Annotated in this window: 20 protein-coding genes; 15 read left to right on the top strand and 5 right to left on the bottom strand. The window is 36.1% G+C overall.

All coding sequences use genetic code 11. From position 1 onward, the window contains the following. Window positions 1-150: 150 nt before the first annotated feature. Complete coding sequence (locus tag AQF98_RS11965) at window positions 151-792, top strand: trans-aconitate 2-methyltransferase (RefSeq protein WP_055132202.1); 642 nt, start codon at window positions 151-153, stop codon at window positions 790-792. A 32-nt stretch (window positions 793-824) separates the two neighbouring features. On the opposite strand, the gene AQF98_RS11970 is transcribed toward AQF98_RS11965, so the two are convergent. Then, on the bottom strand, window positions 825-2,780 hold the full coding sequence (locus AQF98_RS11970) for a KUP/HAK/KT family potassium transporter (protein WP_055132203.1): 1,956 nt from the start codon (window positions 2,778-2,780) through the stop codon (window positions 825-827). Between the two features lie 193 nt (window positions 2,781-2,973). Between AQF98_RS11970 and AQF98_RS11975 the strand changes: the two genes are divergently transcribed. The 9 genes from AQF98_RS11975 (at window position 2,974) to AQF98_RS12015 (ending at window position 10,331) form a co-directional block, all read left to right on the top strand. Next, window positions 2,974-3,480: a T9SS type A sorting domain-containing protein gene (locus AQF98_RS11975; RefSeq protein ID WP_235524222.1), complete on the top strand. Its 507-nt coding sequence runs from the start codon at window positions 2,974-2,976 to the stop codon at window positions 3,478-3,480. Window positions 3,481-3,502: 22 nt separating this feature from the next. Continuing rightward, on the top strand, window positions 3,503-4,114 hold the full coding sequence (locus AQF98_RS11980; protein WP_055132205.1) for a fumarylacetoacetate hydrolase family protein: 612 nt from the start codon (window positions 3,503-3,505) through the stop codon (window positions 4,112-4,114). A 5-nt stretch (window positions 4,115-4,119) separates the two neighbouring features. After that, on the top strand, window positions 4,120-5,874 hold the full coding sequence (locus AQF98_RS11985) for a M23 family metallopeptidase (RefSeq protein ID WP_235524223.1): 1,755 nt from the start codon (window positions 4,120-4,122) through the stop codon (window positions 5,872-5,874). Window positions 5,875-6,114: 240 nt separating this feature from the next. Next, entirely contained in the window at window positions 6,115-6,576 is a 462-nt protein-coding gene (gene bcp / locus AQF98_RS11990; protein ID WP_055132206.1) for a thioredoxin-dependent thiol peroxidase, read from the top strand. Window positions 6,577-6,674: 98 nt separating this feature from the next. Further along, window positions 6,675-7,520, top strand: a complete 846-nt coding sequence (locus AQF98_RS11995) for a transketolase (protein WP_055132207.1) — start codon at window positions 6,675-6,677, stop codon at window positions 7,518-7,520. Between the two features lie 87 nt (window positions 7,521-7,607). Beyond that, window positions 7,608-8,564 carry a transketolase family protein gene (locus AQF98_RS12000; RefSeq protein ID WP_055132208.1) on the top strand — a complete coding sequence of 319 codons (957 nt, stop codon included), beginning with the start codon at window positions 7,608-7,610 and terminating at the stop codon, window positions 8,562-8,564. A 6-nt stretch (window positions 8,565-8,570) separates the two neighbouring features. Next, window positions 8,571-9,122: an RNA polymerase sigma factor gene (locus AQF98_RS12005; RefSeq protein WP_055132209.1), complete on the top strand. Its 552-nt coding sequence runs from the start codon at window positions 8,571-8,573 to the stop codon at window positions 9,120-9,122. A gap of 40 nt (window positions 9,123-9,162) precedes the next feature. Further along, entirely contained in the window at window positions 9,163-9,795 is a 633-nt protein-coding gene (locus tag AQF98_RS12010; RefSeq protein ID WP_055132210.1) for a hypothetical protein, read from the top strand. Between the two features lie 77 nt (window positions 9,796-9,872). After that, window positions 9,873-10,331, top strand: a complete 459-nt coding sequence (locus AQF98_RS12015; RefSeq protein ID WP_055132211.1) for a hypothetical protein — start codon at window positions 9,873-9,875, stop codon at window positions 10,329-10,331. 67 nt (window positions 10,332-10,398) lie between these two features. On the opposite strand, the gene AQF98_RS12020 is transcribed toward AQF98_RS12015, so the two are convergent. Continuing rightward, window positions 10,399-11,337 carry a phosphatase PAP2 family protein gene (locus AQF98_RS12020; RefSeq protein ID WP_055132212.1) on the bottom strand — a complete coding sequence of 313 codons (939 nt, stop codon included), beginning with the start codon at window positions 11,335-11,337 and terminating at the stop codon, window positions 10,399-10,401. A 127-nt stretch (window positions 11,338-11,464) separates the two neighbouring features. On the opposite strand from AQF98_RS12020, the gene AQF98_RS12025 reads away from it, so the two are divergent. The 3 genes from AQF98_RS12025 to AQF98_RS12035 are packed head-to-tail and all read left to right on the top strand — an operon-like array spanning window position 11,465 to window position 14,723. Next, window positions 11,465-12,664: an aspartate aminotransferase family protein gene (locus AQF98_RS12025; RefSeq protein WP_055132213.1), complete on the top strand. Its 1,200-nt coding sequence runs from the start codon at window positions 11,465-11,467 to the stop codon at window positions 12,662-12,664. A 21-nt stretch (window positions 12,665-12,685) separates the two neighbouring features. Further along, window positions 12,686-13,363, top strand: coding sequence for a response regulator transcription factor (locus AQF98_RS12030; RefSeq protein WP_055132214.1), 678 nt, complete (start codon window positions 12,686-12,688; stop codon window positions 13,361-13,363). 40 nt (window positions 13,364-13,403) lie between these two features. After that, window positions 13,404-14,723 carry a HAMP domain-containing sensor histidine kinase gene (locus AQF98_RS12035; RefSeq protein WP_055132215.1) on the top strand — a complete coding sequence of 440 codons (1,320 nt, stop codon included), beginning with the start codon at window positions 13,404-13,406 and terminating at the stop codon, window positions 14,721-14,723. Between the two features lie 229 nt (window positions 14,724-14,952). On the opposite strand, the gene AQF98_RS12040 is transcribed toward AQF98_RS12035, so the two are convergent. Next, entirely contained in the window at window positions 14,953-15,873 is a 921-nt protein-coding gene (locus AQF98_RS12040) for a DUF58 domain-containing protein (RefSeq protein ID WP_055132216.1), read from the bottom strand. Between the two features lie 55 nt (window positions 15,874-15,928). Here AQF98_RS12040 and AQF98_RS12045 point away from each other — a divergent pair, with 55 nt between their 5' ends. Next, entirely contained in the window at window positions 15,929-16,864 is a 936-nt protein-coding gene (locus tag AQF98_RS12045; RefSeq protein WP_055132217.1) for a DUF3078 domain-containing protein, read from the top strand. 146 nt (window positions 16,865-17,010) lie between these two features. Further along, the gene (locus AQF98_RS12050; protein ID WP_055132218.1) at window positions 17,011-17,514 is read left to right on the top strand and encodes a hypothetical protein; all 504 of its coding nucleotides are present in this window, start codon (window positions 17,011-17,013) and stop codon (window positions 17,512-17,514) included. Between the two features lie 74 nt (window positions 17,515-17,588). Here AQF98_RS12050 and AQF98_RS12055 read toward each other — a convergent pair whose 3' ends face one another. Together AQF98_RS12055 and trxA are read right to left on the bottom strand one after the other, a co-directional pair. Then, entirely contained in the window at window positions 17,589-18,791 is a 1,203-nt protein-coding gene (locus AQF98_RS12055; protein ID WP_055132219.1) for a PQQ-dependent sugar dehydrogenase, read from the bottom strand. Window positions 18,792-19,627: 836 nt separating this feature from the next. Beyond that, complete coding sequence (gene trxA / locus AQF98_RS12065; RefSeq protein WP_055132221.1) at window positions 19,628-19,945, bottom strand: thioredoxin; 318 nt, start codon at window positions 19,943-19,945, stop codon at window positions 19,628-19,630. Window positions 19,946-20,045 lie beyond the last annotated feature (100 nt).

Consider the following 20,045-nt stretch of genomic DNA (forward strand, 5'->3'; position numbering starts at 1 on the left):
GGGGGTTGCAGATTGAGAGTTATCAGTTAAACGAATAAATAATTAACTATCTTACATTTAACCTGCACATTGGGTTCTCAGTTAAGCAATTAAACAATTAACCAGTTAACCTTCTTACATTTAACCAGCATAAGAAAAACTTACCATGCCATGGACAACAATGAGTTTGCGGCAAGTATATTTAATAAGCTTGCAAAAGAATATCAGGATAAGTTTATGGATGTAGCGCTATATGGTGATACATTTGATTTCTTTTGCGACCATGTTGAGGTACAAGATGCCCAGATCTTAGAGATCGCCTGTGGCCCAGGAAATATTACCAAATACTTATTAAGCAAAAGGCCAGAGCTAAAAATTTTAGGTATTGATTTAGCTCCAAACATGATTGCTCTTGCCGAGATTAACAATCCACAAGCTCAATTTCAGGTAATGGATTGTAGAAATATAGCCAGTATCGATCAAAAATTTGATGGTATAATGTGTGGCTTCTGTTTACCTTATCTCTCTAAAGCAGAAACCGTTCAGTTAATTGCCGATGCTTCTAGTTTATTAAAAACCAATGGCTTGCTGTATTTAAGTACAATGGAAGACGATTACAGTACATCGGGCCTTAGAAAAGGTAGTGCAGGCGATGAAGTGTACATGCATTATTACCGGGCTGATGATTTGATCCCTATGCTCCAACAACATTATTTTGAGGTGTTGAATTTAACCCGAAAAGACTTCCCCACAACAGATGGGAGCCAAGTAACTGACTTGATCATTATTGCACAAAAAAAGCCCTTAACTTAAAAGATAAGGGCTTTTGATCAATGCTTTTTAGGTTAAATAGCTAACCTATTCAGCTCAATATCATCTGGAGTAACAAAGATCAATGGTACTTTTTCTACTTCCACATAACTCGAGTCGAGGCCAAAACTGCTTACCTCCGATAAACTTAAACGTTTCAGTACAAAGTAATAATCCATAATGCTCTGTTCGTAAAAACTTAGGTTGGTAAACTTAGAAAGATGTTTTTCTAAAAGTACAAAACGGAAATCGCCTGTAATTTTATGTTTGTTCAATGAAGTATATTGACTGGTAATGTCAACCTCTCCATTTTTAACCAATTCTTCAACTACCTTACGATAAAGCAGATTAACCCTTTGTTCGATTCTAAAACCAAGTTTAAAATCGATCCTGATCAATTTCCCTGGAATTAAGAATTCAACTTTATAATCCATTGTATAAGGTTCGTCCATTACATCTACGTGAACCAACCAATAAACATCGGCACGTTTAGGCTCTTTCTGTATAATGGAATAGATAATCTTTGATTCGATCTCTGTTTTAAAGTTGGCACTTGTTAAATACACCAATTGTGATGAATATTTTGGAACAGACTCATCATTGCTCAGCTCATTTAAAATGGCATAATAGTCTTCTATTTCTACATATTTTACAAAACGGTTTTTGATTTTTCTTGAGTTATACCAAGTCCACATTACACTTAATAAAGCCGAACTGATCAATAACGTTACCCATCCACCATGTATAAATTTGGCCATATTACCTACCAAGAAAGCAAGTTCTATCACACCGTATAAAATCACAAATAAAACAATGAGGTATTTTGGAAACTTCTTCCTCAACATAAATACCGCTACCAATATAGTGGTCATTAAGAAAGTTAAGTTAATGGCCAAACCATAGGCTCCCTCCATGTTGTCTGATTTTTTAAAGATCAGTACAATGATGATACAACCTACCCATAACAGCCAATTGATAGAAGGTACATACAACTGTCCCTTTTGTACACTTGGATAATTGATCCTTACTTTAGGCCATAAGTTTAAACGAACAGCCTCAGATATCAAGGTAAATGAACCAGAAATCATTGCTTGCGATGCAATTACAGCTGCCATTGTAGCCAGTGCAACCATGTATAAAACTAGGCCTTGTGGCACCAATTCAAAGAAAGGATTAACAATATGTGGATCATAATTAGGGTTTTTCAATACCCATACCCCTTGTCCAAGGTAATTGAAAATCAACATCAATTTAACGAAGATCCAACTTACCCTAATATTGTCCTTACCACAATGTCCAAGGTCGCTATAAAGTGCTTCTGCCCCTGTAGTACATAAGAAAACACCCCCTAAAATAACCAATGCACCTGGGTTGGTCACCAACAAGTGGATTGCATAATAAGGATTTAAGGCTTTAAAAATGGTTGGATCGTGCATAATTTGGCCCAAACCAGATACGCCCAATGCAGCAAACCACAAGAACATAATTGGCCCAAATAAACGCCCAACTAAGTTGGTTCCAAATTGCTGTATCACAAACAGCAATGTAATAATGGCCAGTACAATTGGCAATACAGAAACTGTTGGGAATTTTAACTTCAAACCTTCAATAGCAGAAGTTACCGTAATACTCGGGGTAATAATGCCATCGGCCAACAGTGCCGCCCCCCCAATAATGGCCGGAATAACCAACCACTTTGCTTTTTTCCTCACCAAAGAGTAGAGTGAAAATATACCTCCCTCACCTTTGTTATCGGCTCTTAGCGTAATAATTACATACTTGATGGTGGTTTGCAGGGTTAAAGTCCAAATCACACAGGAAAGTGCCCCTAAAACCAGATCTGGGTTGATAAATTGACCCGTTTCTTTTACAGTTTTAAAGATTGCTTTTAAGGTATACAATGGAGAGGTACCGATATCTCCAAAAACAATACCCAAACTTACTAACACACCGCCCGCAGTTAGGGCGTTAACGTTTTTATGATTTGACACTTCTATAAAATTTGGTTGCAAAATTAGTTAAATAATAATTTATTAAAGTCCATTATGATTTTTATCTGAAATTAATCTCAATGAAGTGTAAAATTTCACCAAAAAACGCTGTGTTAAATATTGTTAAATAATGTTTTATAGTATCAAATGTTTGATTTTTTTGTTTTATTATTTATATTTTTGCCAGCATTAAATGGGTTTTAAGTCTAAAATATCGCTCTCATGGAATATCCTATGCATTACTTGTATGGCGGTATTGGTAGGCCCATCGGTTTTTGCCCAACACATTGATACTGCAAAGCTATCCATCAAGCCAAAAGCAAAAGTGGTGAGTAAAGTACCTCAGATTAAAGCAAACATCTCAAACTATAAACCCTCTGCTATCAATTATAATCCATCTGCTTCAACTACCAGCGTTAACAATAGCAAACCAGTTAAAATGTTAACCGTGTTAAAAGTTTACCCAAATCCGGTTAGCGATCAGATCAATATCAATTTACGTTTAGAAAAAGAAGCACAGCTTTCGGTAACCATTACCGATTTGTTAGGCAATACAGTAGTAACCCTAGCAAACGAAAAAAGTGCTGCAGGCGAACTCACTAAAACCTATACCGTTCCTAATAAGCTAAACGCAGGAATGTATTTTCTGAAAATTGTTGCCGGTGGAGCACTTAAGGTTTGGAAGATTTCCGTTCTATAGATTACTTTTTTACTTTTGTTTTATGAAGATAATTGCCATTGGTCGCAACTATGCTGCGCATGCTAAAGAATTGAACAATGCTGTTCCAACTAAACCTATTATATTTTTAAAGCCAGATACTGCTGTTTTAAAAGACAACAAGCCCTTTTATATTCCCGATTTCTCTTCAGATATCCATTACGAATTGGAAGTGGTTTTAAAAGTATGCAAAGAGGGAAAACACATCTCAGAAAAGTTTGCCAGTAATTATTACGATGAAATTGGCTTGGGAATTGACTTTACAGCTAGGGATATTCAGAGCGAACATAAAGAAAAAGGCTTGCCTTGGGAATTGGCCAAAGCTTTTGACCACTCTGCAGCAATCAGCAATTTTTTGCCAAAATCTGAATATGCAGACCTATACCAATTGCAATTCGAACTACAGATCAATAAAGAAATACGTCAGAGTGGACATACTGCTAACCTTTTGTTTTCGTTTGAAAAGATAATTGCTTTTGTTTCTCAATACATTACGCTTAAAAAAGGCGATCTTATTTTTACAGGAACACCAGAAGGTGTGGGTCAGGTAAAACAAGGCGATCAATTAGAAGCATGGCTTGAAGGCAAACAACTACTCAACTTTAACATTAAATAATTAGCATGCCCTGTCTAAAAATCTATCTCAACCACCAGATGGTTAAATCTTTCTATTTTTTATTTTTAATACTTTCCGTAGCTGCAACAGGTAATGCTCAAGAGATTTTCAGTACCAACACTTACCCATTAACAGATTTTAGACCTCCGCTTGATATCGTTCCACCTGCACTTGCAGGCTCGTTCGGAGAGTTAAGGTCAAATCACTTCCATTCTGGCATTGACTTTAGAACCAACCAAACTACAGGTTATCCAGTTTATGCTACTGCAGACGGTTATGTAGCAAGATTACGCGTTCAGAATAGTGGTTTTGGCCTAGCTTTATACATCAACCATCCCAATGGCTATACTTCCGTTTACGGGCATTTATCAAGGTTTAACCCAAAAATTGCCCAACAGGTAAAAAACATCCAATACAAGAACAAATCTTACGAGATAGATGAATTTCCAAATGCAGACCTTATTCCAGTTCGCAAAGGTGATATCATTGCCTATTCTGGCAATACTGGAAGTTCTGGCGGACCGCATCTGCACTTCGAAATAAGAGATACCAAAACTGAAGCTACCATCAACCCTCAATTATTGGGCATTCAGATTCCAGACAATGTCCCTCCTGTAATCTATTCGATGTATGTGTATCGCCTAAATGGCAAACCTTTTAACGAATTTACACCCAAACAATATTTTCAGGTTGTAGGTGGTAATGGCAAATACAACTTAAATAAAGTAACTACCATTCATTTAAACGGTGAAGTTGGTTTTGGAATCATCGCAACAGATAAACATAGTGGAAACTCTGGCTTAAATGGTGTTTACTCAATTGAGCTAGAATTAGATGGCAAAAAGATATTTACCTCTGCCCTAGAAAGATTCAGTTTCGAGAACAGCAAAGCGATCAATTCTCATATCGATTATCCTGCATTTTTAAATTTAAAAAGAAGTATCCAAAAAAGTTTTGTAGATCCGGGTAATCCATTACAGATTTACAGTAGTTTGGTTAACAGTGGGCGCATCAATTTTAATGATGGTAATTTGCACGATGTAAAATACACCGTTACCGACTCTAAAGGCAACAAAAGCACCATGGCATTTAAGGTACTGGCCGATGCAAAGGCTATCATCAATACACCAACCCAAGCTGCTGGCATTGCTTTTCCCTACAATAAAACAAACGAATACAATGCTGAAGATGTAAAAGTAATTCTGCCGAAGGGCACTTTGTACAATGATCTTAACTTCGTGTATAAGAAATTACCTAAACCACAACAAAATGCATTTTCGTCAATCCATCAGATCCAAAACAACCTTACACCATTGCATACCGGATTTGAAATATGGATCAAAGCAGATACTGCTTTAACTAAATATCAAAGTAAGGCACTAATTGTCAATACAAATCGATCATCGCAAGGTGGCTATTTTGAAAATGGGTATGTAAAAGCAAACCCAAGAACTTTTGGAAGTTTCTTTATCGCAATTGATACTATCCCTCCTAACATTATACCCGTTAATATTGCCGATGGTAAAAATATGGCTGGCTTAAGCAAAATGAGTTTTAGAATTAGCGATGGGCTTTCTGGAATTAAAAGTTTTAATGGCTATATTGATGGCAAATGGATTTTAATGGAATTCGATACCAAAACAGCCAGTTTATGGCATAGCTTTGATGAAAGAACTTTACCAGGAAAACATAGTTTTGAATTATTGGTTACCGATATGAAAGACAATGTGAAACGTTATGCGATAGATTTTTATAGATAGTAATAAGTATTAAGTAGAAAGTATCAAGATGTGAGAGGTGAGATATGAGACAAGAGATTTGAGTAACTAGTATCAAGATATGAGTATCAAGTATCAAGACAGGAATTATAAGATATGAGATTTGAGATAAGAGATACCGTTCAGTTAACCAATGACCCATTCCCTACTTACTATTTCCTATTCCCTATTTACTATTTACTACTAACTATTACCCAAATAAACTTTAATACAATTTAACATATGACTACATTACAACAAGGCGATAAAGCCCCAGCATTTACTTCAAAAGACCAAAATGGAAATACCATTTCTTTAGCTCAATTTAAAGGTAAAAAAGTAGTTTTATATTTTTACCCGAAAGACAATACACCTGGCTGTACTGCTGAAGCTTGCGATTTTCGCGACAATTATCAGGGTTTAAAATCAAAAGGAATTGAAGTGCTAGGGGTAAGTGTTGATGATGAAAAATCGCATCAAAAATTTGTAGATAAATTTAGTTTGCCATTTACGCTATTGGCCGATACCGATAAAGCTATTGTAGAAGCTTATGGGGTTTGGGGTGAGAAAAACATGTATGGTAAAAAATATATGGGTACCAACCGTACTACTTTCATTATCGACGAAGAAGGGAACATTGCGCATGTGATCAATAAAGTAGATACCAAAAGTCCTACAGCCCAAGTTTTAGACCTAATTAAGTAAAATACAGTGTAATTAAGCGCCAAATTTTAGCTTGAACATTATTACTTAAAATTTTATAATTACATTACCTTTGTTTAGTTACAACAATCCTATTTTTAATGAAACATACAATTAGTGAATTAGAAGACATTGCCTCACAAGTTAGAAGAGACGTGCTTAGAATGGTACACGCCGTGCAATCAGGTCACCCTGGTGCATCTTTAGGTTGCGCAGACTTTTTTACAGCGTTATACTTCGAAGTATTGAACCACAATCCAAAGTTTACGATGGATGGAGCAGGAGAAGATTTATTTTTCCTTTCAAACGGCCATATCTCTCCAGTTTGGTACAGTGTATTGGCCAGATCTGGTTATTTTGCAGTAAGCGAATTGGCAACTTTCAGAAAACTTGATTCAAGATTACAAGGTCACCCAACTACCCACGAAGGTCTACCAGGTGTACGTGTAGCTTCAGGTTCACTTGGCCAAGGTTTATCTGTTGCCATTGGCGCAGCTTTAACTAAGAAATTGAACGGTGATAAATCTTTGATTTATACCCTACAAGGTGATGGCGAGTTACAAGAAGGTCAAAACTGGGAAGCCTTTATGTTTGCTCCTTTCCACAAGGTTGACAATATCATTGCAAGTATCGATTATAACGGTCAGCAAATTGATGGTCCAACAGAAAAAGTATTATCATTAGAAAACCTACAAGCCAAATTCGAAGCATTCGGATGGCATGTAATCACTTCTGATGGCAATGACATGGCAGAAATAACCAAAGCCTTACACTATGCCAAATCATTAACAGGCAAAGGAAAACCTATTTTAAACTTAATGAGTACACAAATGGGTTATGGTGTTGATTTTATGGTAGGCACCCACAAATGGCATGGATCTGCACCTAGCGACGCTCAATTAGAAGTTGCACTAAGTCAAATTAAAGAAACTGCAGGGGATTATTAAACTCGATTTGAGACACTAGATATTAGATTTGAGAATTAAATAGCTCAATCTCATATCTCTAATCTCACTTCTCATATCTAAACAAGAATGAAAAAATATACATATACAGAAAAGAAAGATACACGTTCAGGTTTCGGAGCTGGCCTACATGAGGCTGGTAAACGCAATGAAAATGTAGTTGCTCTTTGTGCTGATTTAGTAGGTTCACTAAAAATGGATGCCTTTATCAAAGATTTTCCCGACAGATTTGTACAAGTTGGTATTGCTGAGGCAAACATGATGGGAATTGCTGCTGGAATGACAATTGGTGGTAAAATTCCTTTCACTGGAACTTTTGCCAACTTCTCTACAGGAAGGGTTTACGACCAAATCCGTCAATCTATTGCTTATTCTGGCAAAAATGTAAAGATCTGTGCTTCACATGCGGGTTTAACATTAGGAGAAGATGGTGCAACCCACCAAATTTTAGAAGATATCGGCCTAATGAAAATGTTACCTGGTATGGTGGTCATCAATCCTTGCGATTATAACCAAACCAAAGCGGCAACATTGGCCATTATGGATTATGAAGGCCCTGTTTACTTACGTTTTGGCCGTCCGGTTATTCCTGTATTTACACCAGAAGATCAAAAATTTGAAATTGGTAAAGCTTGGATGGTAAATGAAGGTACCGATGTAACCATTGTTGCTACAGGCCATATGGTTTGGAGAGCGATTGAAGCTGGAGAAAAATTGGCAGAATTGGGTATCGATGCTGAGATTATAAATATCCACACCATTAAACCTCTAGACGAAGAAGCTATTCTAAAATCTGTTAAAAAAACTGGTTGCATTGTAACTTGCGAAGAACACAACAAATATGGTGGACTTGGCGAAAGTGTTGCTCGTTTGTTAACCACCGAGTACGTTGCTCCACAAGAATTTGTAGCTGTAAACGATAGTTTCGGCGAAAGTGCTACTCCAGATCAGTTAATGACCAAATACAAATTGGATCCATCTGACATTGTTGCAGCTGCTCAAAAAGTAATGAAAAGAAAGTTATAAAAAGTTATGAAGCAGGTTGAAGATGTAGAAATATTACAAAAATTTAGTGTTGAAAAAACACGAAATGAGGCCTTCAACCTGCTTTTAACTAAATATCAACAAAAAATATATTGGCACATCCGTAGATTGGTGATAGACCACGATGATACGGATGATCTAGTGCAGGAAACTTTTGTAAAGGTTTGGAAAAACCTAGCCAATTTCCGTAGCGACTCTCAACTCTATACTTGGATTTATAGAATTGCTACCAACGAATCCATCACATTTCTAAATAAGAAAAAGCTAAAAAATAACATCTCATTGGATGATGTAAGTGGAGAATTGGCCGAAAGCCTTACCGCTTCTTCTTATTTTGATGGTGATAAAATTCAGAAAAAACTACAAGAGGCCATTTTAACCCTACCAGAAAAACAACGCATTATTTTTAACATGAAATATTTCGACGATATGAAATATGATGAAATTTCGGAGGTTTTGGGCACAAGTGTAGGTGCATTAAAGGCCTCATTTCATATCGCAGTTAAAAAAATTGAAAGTATTTTACTAAATGAAGATTAGGTATTAAACCTTTTACAATAAAATCTATCAATAGTACGTGATGAATATAAAAGATGAAAATATGGAATGGGAAAGGGAAGCACCACATTTAGCGAGCTTACCAAGAACTATGCCTTATAGTGTGCCAGATAAGTATTTCAATGATTTACAAACCCGCATTAACCAATCTGTTTTTGTAGCAGATTTAATGCAAAAAGAAAATCAAGGTTTTACCGTACCTCAAAATTATTTCGAGGATTTAGGTAAACAGATAGAAAGTAGAATTGCAATAGACCAAATCAATACCTTGGTTAAAAATGATGGTTTTAAAACGCCTGCAAACTATTTTGACAAGCTACAAGCCGATATCTTAAGTAAAACAACAGCTACTAAAGCTCCGAAAACAAAAGTATTCCGCTTATGGCAAACCGATTTAATGAAATATGCCTCTGCAGCATGCTTTATTTTATTGGCAGCTTCGGGTCTGTATTTAAATGAACAACATTCATTAAAACAAATTCAAAAAACAGAATTTGCTGATGAACAAATGTTATATGACATAGATGAAAATGTAATTTTTGAACATTTAGAAGAAAATCAAACCGTTACCAACAACAGTTCTGCTTCAGAAACAGAAATGGAAAACTACATTTTAGATAACTTCTCTTCAAACGATTTATCTAATAATTTATAAGAATGATACTGACCATCGGTAGTTACTGGATTACATTAACGATGATTGCTCAATAACCATTAAAAAATAAAAAACTAATGAAAAATCTATTTATTGCACTGTTTATTTTATTACCTGGCTTAACCATAGCACAAGGTCCAAGAATGGGTGGAGAGAAAATGGAGGCTTTAAAAATTGCATTTCTAACTCAAAAGCTTGATCTTTCTGCTGAAGAAGCTAAAATATTCTGGCCAATTTACAACGACTTTACGAGAGAACAATCTGCTTTACGTAAAGACAGGATGCAAAAAATGATCAGCTTTAGAAAAACAAAAGAAATTGACGACTTAACAGATGCAGAAGTGCAAACTTTGATCTATAATGACTTCGATTTTAAACAACAGGATTTAAACATTGAAAAGAAATATTACAGCCGATTGAAATCAAGCAGCTTATCTATTAAAATTGTTGGCAAATTCTATAGAGCGCAAGAAGCCTTTAAAACAGAATTGCTTAAACAATATAGAGGTGGCGGCGGTGGACCGGAAAGACATTAACTAAATAATAATTAATTTTTTTGAAGTCCTGTATGTTCATCACATATGGGACTTTTTGTTTTAAAGGTTAGTTGTTTATCCTATTCAAACGAAGAGAGAAGTACAGTCCACCTGGGGCATTGCCCATTCCTGGAGAAAATTGTGGCATAAAATTAATCGAATAATTTTTCTTCTTTCTTTCAGGAGTGCCATATCTAATCTTCCAACTACTTTTCACAATAGATCTTCCGATAATTGTACCAATAATACCCCCTACAGCCATATCGCTAACCCAATGGTTATGCCCTTTTACATCTGCTAAAAATACAATCGACATCAAACCATAAGGAATCCAATAATTATCATATTCCATCTGAAAAACTTTGGCAATGGCAAAATATGCCGTGGCATGTAAAGACGGAAAAGAAGAACCTTCTATATCAGAAAATAAATACGCATCCCTTTTATTAAAGAAATCAAAGTTATCTGTAGTCCAAGGCTTAACATTTTGAGCTGTAGTATTTAAAGGTCTATTGGGTCTGTTCCTTCCAAAAATTGTTTTTAAAGTCAATTGCGAAATGATAATTGAATGTGTAACAGCTTTAAAGGCATTCAATGCTACATATTGACCTTTTTCATTATTAGTAATCAATGAGCCTAGGTACAATCCAATGATTGGATAAGACATATAAGCATCATTTCCACTTAACCAGTCTGTATTTTTAACTAACGAAATATTTGGCAGGCTGTAATTTACATTGGGTTCAATATGTTCATGTAAAAACTTGGTCGTAATCTTGTCTGTTAAGATTAAGTTCAATATCCCTGCTGTATACCAGCCAGTTTTTGCCCAATCTTGACCTACCTCTTTGCCCATAAAAGCAAAATCGCGAGGCACAGCAAACATGCTATTTTTAAGTACTTTACCAGAGGTTTTAAAAAAACTATCTTTCTTATAGCTTACACTATCTTGGCCATGCGCAAATGTGGCACTTAATAAAAATAAGAGGAGGAAGACGTTTTTCATATCAAGAGCATATCGATTAAAAATAATAAAAATCTCGTAAAGATGCTTATGATTTCTTTATAAAAGAAGTTTAAAATACGCTCAACCATCAAAAGCATTAAACTATTAAAAAGCTTACTTTTGTAACATGTTAACACAACGCCAATTATTTTTAAAACACAACGCCCAAACCTCTACTACTCCGCTTTTATTAGAATTTGTAAAAGCTAAGGGAATATACATGTATGATCAAAGTGGCAAAAAATACATGGATCTAATTGCAGGTATTGGCGTAAGTAACATTGGACATTGCCACCAAGCTGTAGTTAATGCAGTAAAAGAACAGGTAGAAACCTATATGCATTTAATGGTATATGGAGAATTTGTTCAAAGCCCACAGGTAAATTTTGCAACAGCATTGGCAGCTGTATTACCAGCTAGCTTAAACTGTACCTACTTTGTAAATTCTGGAACCGAAGCTGTTGAAGGTGCCATGAAGCTAGCCAAAAGATATACCGGAAGAAAAGGTTTCATCGCCTGTAAAAATGCTTATCACGGTAGTACCCAAGGTGCAGAAAGTTTAATGGAAAGCGATTGTTATTCTTCTGGTTATGGTCCATTTCTGCCCCATGTAAGTTTCATTAACCATAATAACTTAGCAGACTTAGCTCAAATTACAAATGAAACCGCAGCCGTATTTATCGAGCCGATACAAGGTGAGGCTGGCATTAGAGTTGCCGATCAGGTATATATGCAAGCATTAAAAGACAGATGTACAGCAACGGGCACTTTATTGATTTTTGATGAAATCCAATCGGGCTTTGGCAGAACTGGAAAAATGTTTGCCTTTGAACATTATCACATTATCCCAGACGTGCTTCTTTTGGCCAAAGGCATTGGTGGCGGAATGCCAATTGGTGCTTTTATCAGTTCTATTGAAATTATGTCTGTGCTATCGCACAGTCCAATTCTGGGACACATGACAACCTTTGGTGGTCATCCGGTGTGTTGCGCTGCAGGTTTGGCTACTCTACGTACCTTAATAGATGATGGTATTGTGAACGAGGTAGAAGAAAAAGGCCAATTATTCCAAAGCCTTTTAAAACATCCCTCAATTAAAGAAATAAGAGGAAAGGGATTAATGTTAGCTGTAGAATTTAATGATTTTGATACCAACAAGGCCATTATAGATGCCTGCATTGAAGATGGATTAATTAGTGATTGGTTTTTACACTGCAGCAATTCGATGCGTATTGCCCCGCCATTAACCATTACAACAACAGAAATAAAAGAAGCTTGTACAATCATTCTAAAAAATGTTAACTTGGTAACAAGAGCTGAAAACTGATTACCGTAAACCGCTAAAAAAATGAACGTACTCATTGTTGAAGATGAAAAAGGCCTAGCCTTAGAAATGGATGAATTTCTAAGTCGCGAAGGCTATATTGTTGAACATGCTTGGAAAAAGGCATCAGCAGAAGAAAAAATTTTTGTAAACAATTACGATTTCATTCTATTGGATTTAGGTTTACCCGATGGAGACGGTTTCGATGTATTGAAACAACTAAAAAACCAAAAAGATCGTGATGATGCAGTGATTATCTTAACCGCTAGAAGTGCAGTTGATGATCGTATTAAAGGCTTAGATGGTGGCGCCGATGATTATCTAGCAAAACCATTCTCTTTAAACGAACTTTTGGCCAGAATGCATGCCATTACCCGCCGCAAACATAAATTGGAAAAGAATGATGTTAAAATCCACGATTTTGTTTTAGATATCCAGAACCGTACAGTCTCATTTCAGGAGGAAAGAGTTCCCTTAACCAAAAAAGAATTTGAAATCTTCAACTACTTGGTACTTAATAAAAATCGAGTAGTATCTAGAATAAGTTTAACAGAGCATGTTTGGGGCGATATCTTAGAAGTCAATTCCGACTCTAACTTTGTAGATGTGCATGTGAAAAATCTACGAAAAAAATTAACCCAATGCACAAAAACAGATTGGTTTGAAACCGTTCGTAGCATAGGATACAGGATCAATTATTAAGAGATAAATCAGGACAAAGAGAAAAGCTTAATATCTATCAATGAATCTTCAAGCAAAATTTTCTTTATACAATGCCATTACCAAAATAGCCGTAATCTTGGTATTGGGGTTAATTATTTTATTGTCCATCGAAAAAATTTCTTACCATCATTTAGATAACCGACTCACCAAAAAGAGGTTAAAAGTAATTGCCAACTTAAATGACAATGAAATTGACAATCTTTTAAGAGCCCAACATACATTTACCGATTACAATATCTTAAAAGATGAATTTATTGTTCTTACTGCTATTCCAAAAACGAAACAGCTAGATCCATCCATTTCATTTACAACTGAACGAAGAGAAATTGAGGGCGACATAGAGATTTATCGGATTTTGAATGACCAGTTCGAATACAACAACAAACGTTACAAATTAGAGCTGGGCGAAACCATGACCGCCATGGATGCGGTAAAGAATACCATTCGGTTTTACATGCTTGTTGTACTTGTGATTGCCTTATTGGTTACTTTGATTACAGATTATGCCTTTACCCAGTTTATTTTAAGGCCTTTTTATAAAATTATAGATCAGAAACTGAATAAAGTAAACGATCCTATTGCCTATGACTACGAAAATATTCCAACCACTACCACAGATTTTAAGTTCTTAGACAATAGCATCAATGCATTGATGCGAAAAATTTCGAGTCTATTCTCTTTAGAAAAACAATTCATTGCTAATGTTTCGCACGAGCTGCTTACCCCAATTTCCATTTTAAGCGGAAGGTTAGAAAATATTCTTACCGCTGAAAACCTTCCTATTGAACATGAGAATAAAATTTTAGCCTCTTTAAAAACCTTAAATCGGTTAAAAGTCATCATCAATAGTTTGCTTTTAATCTCTAAGGTAGAAAATGAGCAATATCTTAAAAAAGATCAGGTTGCTATTCAGCACGAATTAAGTGATTTATATGAAGACTTGGAAGACCGGATTATCGATAAAAAATTAACCTATACCAATAATGTGAAGGAAGATTTCGTTTTTACGGGAAATCAAGCGTTAATTCATACTCTATTAATCAACATCATTAACAATGCCATTAAATACAATGTGGTTAACGGAACAATCAATATCAGTGATGAATTAAGTGACAATGCCTACATCCTAAAAGTAGAAGATACTGGCATTGGAATGGAAAAAGAGAATATTGCCAATGCTTTTAATCGTTTTGAAAGAGAAGAAAACAATGAAAAAGAGGATAGTTTTGGTTTAGGCTTGGCCATTGTAAACAGTATTGCCAAATTCCATCAGCTTACTATCGATATTAAATCTGAAAAACATAAAGGAACAATGGTAACAATTCACTTTCCATTATAACTTCATAAAATCTTCATAATAAAGGTTCATATTTGAGTAACAAAACATCAGAAGCGATTTCCGTTTTGTTATCTATAAAACTCATCAATAGTTTTTTAGTTTTCCGGTTACCCTTATCTGAACCTTTATGTATTGCAAAATACATGAAGGTTTTTTTATTTCCTTTGGTTCGTGTCAATACAAACTCCAAGCCCTTGGTTCGTGTCGACACGAACCAAAGGGGCTTGAGTCACCCCATTTTCTGTCGTTTGATTAAATAAGACTGTAGGATATGATCAAAACCTGCATTGATATCGGCATCAACCATGTCAATTTTATATTGTGCACAGGTTAAGGCTAGTTTTTGTCGGTAACTCGCCATCTGCTCCAAATAACCATCTTTAACTTTATTGGCATGGGCTTTTAAAACTGCACCTGTTTCCATATCAATAAACTCATAAGGGCGATTGGCAAAATTAAAGTCTACTTCTTTACTCTTATCGGTTACATTAAAAATAACGACTTCATGTTTATTGAATTTTAAATGTTGCAAAGAAGAAAACAAGGCTGATATTTTATCTTCATCATGTACTGTCTGCAACATATCGCTAAATACAATTACCAAAGAGCGTTTGTGGATCAGTTCGGCAATTTGGTGTAGTGCCGAGGCCAAATTGGTAGGCACATTCATTTTAGGTGCATGCAGCACTTGCTCAAGCTGGGCAAATAAATACTTCTGATGTGTATTGGTTGACTTGGCCTGGGTATTTAAACGCAATTGATCTGTAAATAAACTTAAACCAAAAGCATCTCTTTGTTTTTTTAACAAGTAAATCAATGCAGCGGTACTTTGTACAGCAAAAGTGAGCTTATTGTATTCATCGTCTGGAAAATACATTGATGAAGAAGTATCGATTACAAATTGACAGCGCAAATTGGTTTCTTCCTCATACCGTTTGCTAAATAGTTTATCTGTTTTGGCAAATAATTTCCAGTCAATATTCTTTACGCTATCTCCTGTATTGTACAATCGGTGTTCAGCAAACTCTACCGAAAAACCATGAAAAGGACTTTTATGTAAGCCTGTAATAAACCCTTCTACTACTTGTTTAGCCAAAAGCTCCAGATTTGTAGTGAGTTGCAAATTTTCGTATTGGTTAATGGATGCCATAGTGTAAAGCTAATAAAAGATTTTTTATTAATTTTGAGGGTATATTCAAAAACCTATGAAAAAATATGCTCTACTCTTCCTCACATCATTCATCAGTTTGTATGGTGTAGCACAAACCGTTCAAGGCGGTAAAGTAAATACCGAAAGTGCAAAATTGGTAGCTAAGTTAGATACCGCTAAAAAACAAGAAGGTTGGACCGTTAGAGGAACCAACGTGCTCTTGCTTAACCAGGCCGCATTTTCCAATTGGGTTGCTGGCGGTATCAATTCGGTAGCCTTAACAGCCCGTGCAGATTACGAGTTTAATCTTAAAAAAGGCAAAAATTTGTGGGAAAACAGGATTTTAATGGGTTATGGCTTGCGTTCTGAAGAGAAAAGTGATGCCACCAAAGTTGAAGATGTAATTGACCTTACCTCTAAATATGGTTACCAAATTAAACAAAGCAATTGGTTTGCAGCAATGGCCCTCAACCTAAAAACCCAATTTAGCAAAGGATACGATTACAGTAAACCTGCACAAAGTTACATCAGTAATTTTATGGCCCCTGGTTATATTACCTTTGGTTTAGGGGTTGATTATATTCCGAATGACAATTTTCAGATCAGTATTCACCCAATTACCTCTAGATTCACATTTATTGGCGATAAAGCTGTATTCGACCCAGATAAAGATGGTGTTTTAACAGATGCTTACGGGGCTAAACCTGGCGAAACATTTGTTTATCAGCTTGGTGCCTATCTAGGTGGCCGATATAAAGCAAAGTTGATGGAGAACATCTTTCTAGATAACCGTTTTGGAATTTTCACCAATTACCTCAAAGATCCACAAAATATGGTACTGTCTTATTCTGCTATCCTAGACATGAAAGTGAATAAGTTTATTTCTACCCAATTAACTGCCGATCTGTTTTACGACAACAATCAAATTGGCAAACTCCAGTTAAAAGAGACCTTGGGTGTAGGCTTAACTTATAAATTTGGAAAGTACTAACAGACTGATCAGCTACCAGATACCTGCTCAGATTTTCTAGAAATAGGAGACGATTTAATTGATGGTTTACCAAATTGTTAATTAGTGTTATTATACTAGTTTCATTTGTAAATTTTGTTTATGTTAGAGCCTAAACACACACACAAATGAAAAAAACAACTTTAAACATCGCAATGGCGGGGCTAATTGCCTCTACCCTATTTTCCACGGGCTGCGCAACTATCTTTGGTAAATCAAACTATGATATTGCCATTAATAGTAATCCGGCAGGTGCTACTTTATCTATTGTAGATAGAGATGGAAAAGAAGTCTACAAAGGAACCACTCCTGCAACTGTTAACCTGAAATCAAGTGCGGGTTACATGTCTAAAGCAGAGTATCGGCTCAAATTTGATCTTGAAGGTCATGAGCAAAAGATCGTTACGTTAACCAGTAAATTAAATGGTTGGTATTTTGGCAACATTTTACTTGGAGGTTTAATTGGCATGCTGATTATCGATCCTGCAAGTGGGGCAATGTATCAAATGCCAGCAGTTTCGGTTGATGAAACCTTAAACAAAAAAAGTACTGCGCAATTAACCGAATTAAAGATCGTTGACATTAATTCTCTGTCAAAATCTGATGTGTCGAAACTTCAAAAAATCGATTAATATCAATTAAAAAAGAAACCCCAATCTAAATAGATCGGGGTTTCTTTTTCTATACTGTTTGCTAAATAGCTAATTTATTTTTTGGTAATCTTGTACAGGTTACCGCCATCGGTTACTGCGTACAATGCGCCATCTTTACCCTCCACCAAATCTCTAAAGCGTTCGCCTTTATCTGCAAGCAATCTTTCTTCGCCAACTATTTTATTCGCTTTAATCACCAAACGGATAATGTGCGATCCACTTAAAGCCCCAACAAACAAGTTCCCTTTCCATTCGGCAATGTGGTTGCTATTGTAAAAGGCAATACTACCAGGAGAAATACTTGGGTTCCAATAATAGATTGGTTGCTCCATGCCTGCTTTTTGCTGAATACCTTCTCCCACTTTTCGTCCGCTATATTCAGTACCATAGGTAATAATAGGCCAACCGTAGTTTTTACCAGACTTAATGATATTGATTTCATCGCCCCCCTTTGGACCGAATTCTGCTTCCCATAATTCACCAGTTTGAGGATTGATGGCTAAACCATCAGGATTGCGCAATCCATAAGCATAAATTTCTGGTCTGGCATTCGCTTGGTTAGCAAATGGACCATTTGGCACTGCCTTACCAGCTGGTGTAAGGTGCAAGATTTTTCCTAAAGAAGAGTTTAAGTGCTGTGCTTGGATTCTAATATCGTTGCCCGAACGTTCGCCGGTACTTACAAACAAGTTCCCATTTTTATCAAAAACTATCCTCGAACCATATTGAAGTTTTCCTGTATAGGCTGGAGTAGCCCTATAAATGATCACCTGATTTTCGATGCTCGTTTCATTGGCAGCTAATTTACCTTTGGCAATGGCTAATAACACCCCATTGTTTTGAGGTTCGGAGTAGGCCCAATACACCATTCTACTTTTTTCAAAATCTGGTGCAAGAGTTACGTCCAACAAGCCTCCCTGACCAGAATCGTCTACCTTTGGCAAGCCGGTAATTTTCTTAACAAGTGTCCCATTGGCCTGAAGAATAACCATGTCTCCGGCTTTTTGGGTAATCAAAAAGCGACCATCAGGCATCACCGAAATTCCCCATGGGTTTTCTAGCTTCCTATTGATAATAGCAATGTTTAACGGTGTTTTTGTTTTTACAGCACTAATTCGAGTTTGGCCTACAAATGCAGGTTGATAGTCTGCAGATGGCTTTTCTTTTTCTACAGAATTTTGAGCCGGAACCTGGGTACAACTGAGTAATAAACCTGCGGTTAAGAAACTACATACTTGGCGATTGAACAAATTCATAAATGCGTTTAGTTTATTTAAAAGAACAAAAAAATATCTGTAATCAAAAACACAAACTACCCATAATTAGTTTTGAAAAGCCTTATCACAAAGGTTTTACCCTCCAATCCCCTACAAACCACATTTATTTGGTTCTCAACACCTTAAAATATTTCTTTCTACAAACATTAACCAAACGCCGGCTACATGCAACTTTATGAGTTCTTTGTTGTCTCTTCAATTGATTAGTCAAACAAACTGTTAACAGCATGCCATTCGTTTAAAGTAGCGTTTATGGGTTCTACGTTTTTCACTGCAGAGGATTTTGCAGAGGCGTTCATTCCAAAGAAAATCAAAGACTTGATAAACCTACCAACGGATGGCATTTATAGGTATTAACCATAAATGTACTAAGGACATAAAGTAATGAACTGCTCAAAAAAAGGCGTATAGCATGATGCAAAAAACTTTTCTCTTTAGTAGAAGTGCAACGCCTGTATAAATATGAATGCCAGCCCCGCTTTCCGCTGTATCTTTTTTACCTTAACGGCAAAAAAGGATGTCGCTACAATCAGGACTATTTGGCTCAGATAGTAGCTAGAACTGTTGTTTCCCAAACCTGATGGGAGCGGACACGAAGTAAAGCGGACAGCCTGCCTGCGGTAGGCAGGCAGGACTACATTTACCAAAGCACCACAAGTCTTTGCTTTCCAAACACCCTCAAATCTTCTATTCATCCCCCTCTCCTTATCCCTCACAATGAGGGGAACATCAATGGCTTAAAACACAAATCCCCAAAACCGTAACGATTTTGGGGATTTGCTTATATAGAACGGCCATTGTAATGGCCTCTGTTTTTACAATTGTTTATCTAATTTACCAGCTAATACTGATTTTGGAACAGCACCAACTTGTTTGTCAACAACTTCACCGTTTTTAAAGAACAATAAAGCTGGAATGTTACGGATACCAAATTGAGTTGAAATCTGAGGGTTGTTATCTACATTCACTTTACCTACCAACGCTTTTCCTTCATATTCTTTCGAAATCTCGTCTACAACTGGACCAACCATACGACATGGACCACACCACTCTGCCCAAAAATCTACCAACACTGGTTTATCTGATTTTAATACAACTTCCTCGAAGTTTGCATCTGTTATTTCTAAAGCCATAACTTATTTTTAAATTTATATACAAATATAGATATTCAATTCTAATGCCAACTATAACGTAATGCCAATTTGACACTACTATGGTTGAAGATCTAGGGCT

The organism is Pedobacter sp. Hv1 (assembly GCF_001412215.1).
In the GTDB taxonomy this organism is placed as follows: domain Bacteria; phylum Bacteroidota; class Bacteroidia; order Sphingobacteriales; family Sphingobacteriaceae; genus Pedobacter.

What these genes read in the sequence shown, in the direction of transcription:
- AQF98_RS11965 (WP_055132202.1), top strand. Translation starts at nt 151, where the DNA reads ATGGACAACAATGAGTTTGCGGCAAGTATATTTAATAAGCTTGCAAAA.
- AQF98_RS11975 (WP_235524222.1), top strand. Translation starts at nt 2,974, where the DNA reads ATGGGTTTTAAGTCTAAAATATCGCTCTCATGGAATATCCTATGCATT.
- AQF98_RS11980 (WP_055132205.1), top strand. Translation starts at nt 3,503, where the DNA reads ATGAAGATAATTGCCATTGGTCGCAACTATGCTGCGCATGCTAAAGAA.
- AQF98_RS11985 (WP_235524223.1), top strand. Translation starts at nt 4,120, where the DNA reads ATGCCCTGTCTAAAAATCTATCTCAACCACCAGATGGTTAAATCTTTC.
- bcp (WP_055132206.1), top strand. Translation starts at nt 6,115, where the DNA reads ATGACTACATTACAACAAGGCGATAAAGCCCCAGCATTTACTTCAAAA.
- AQF98_RS11995 (WP_055132207.1), top strand. Translation starts at nt 6,675, where the DNA reads ATGAAACATACAATTAGTGAATTAGAAGACATTGCCTCACAAGTTAGA.
- AQF98_RS12000 (WP_055132208.1), top strand. Translation starts at nt 7,608, where the DNA reads ATGAAAAAATATACATATACAGAAAAGAAAGATACACGTTCAGGTTTC.
- AQF98_RS12005 (WP_055132209.1), top strand. Translation starts at nt 8,571, where the DNA reads ATGAAGCAGGTTGAAGATGTAGAAATATTACAAAAATTTAGTGTTGAA.
- AQF98_RS12010 (WP_055132210.1), top strand. Translation starts at nt 9,163, where the DNA reads ATGAATATAAAAGATGAAAATATGGAATGGGAAAGGGAAGCACCACAT.
- AQF98_RS12015 (WP_055132211.1), top strand. Translation starts at nt 9,873, where the DNA reads ATGAAAAATCTATTTATTGCACTGTTTATTTTATTACCTGGCTTAACC.
- AQF98_RS12020 (WP_055132212.1), bottom strand. Translation starts at nt 11,337, where the DNA reads ATGAAAAACGTCTTCCTCCTCTTATTTTTATTAAGTGCCACATTTGCG.
- AQF98_RS12025 (WP_055132213.1), top strand. Translation starts at nt 11,465, where the DNA reads ATGTTAACACAACGCCAATTATTTTTAAAACACAACGCCCAAACCTCT.
- AQF98_RS12030 (WP_055132214.1), top strand. Translation starts at nt 12,686, where the DNA reads ATGAACGTACTCATTGTTGAAGATGAAAAAGGCCTAGCCTTAGAAATG.
- AQF98_RS12035 (WP_055132215.1), top strand. Translation starts at nt 13,404, where the DNA reads ATGAATCTTCAAGCAAAATTTTCTTTATACAATGCCATTACCAAAATA.
- AQF98_RS12040 (WP_055132216.1), bottom strand. Translation starts at nt 15,873, where the DNA reads ATGGCATCCATTAACCAATACGAAAATTTGCAACTCACTACAAATCTG.
- AQF98_RS12045 (WP_055132217.1), top strand. Translation starts at nt 15,929, where the DNA reads ATGAAAAAATATGCTCTACTCTTCCTCACATCATTCATCAGTTTGTAT.
- AQF98_RS12050 (WP_055132218.1), top strand. Translation starts at nt 17,011, where the DNA reads ATGAAAAAAACAACTTTAAACATCGCAATGGCGGGGCTAATTGCCTCT.
- AQF98_RS12055 (WP_055132219.1), bottom strand. Translation starts at nt 18,791, where the DNA reads ATGAATTTGTTCAATCGCCAAGTATGTAGTTTCTTAACCGCAGGTTTA.
- trxA (WP_055132221.1), bottom strand. Translation starts at nt 19,945, where the DNA reads ATGGCTTTAGAAATAACAGATGCAAACTTCGAGGAAGTTGTATTAAAA.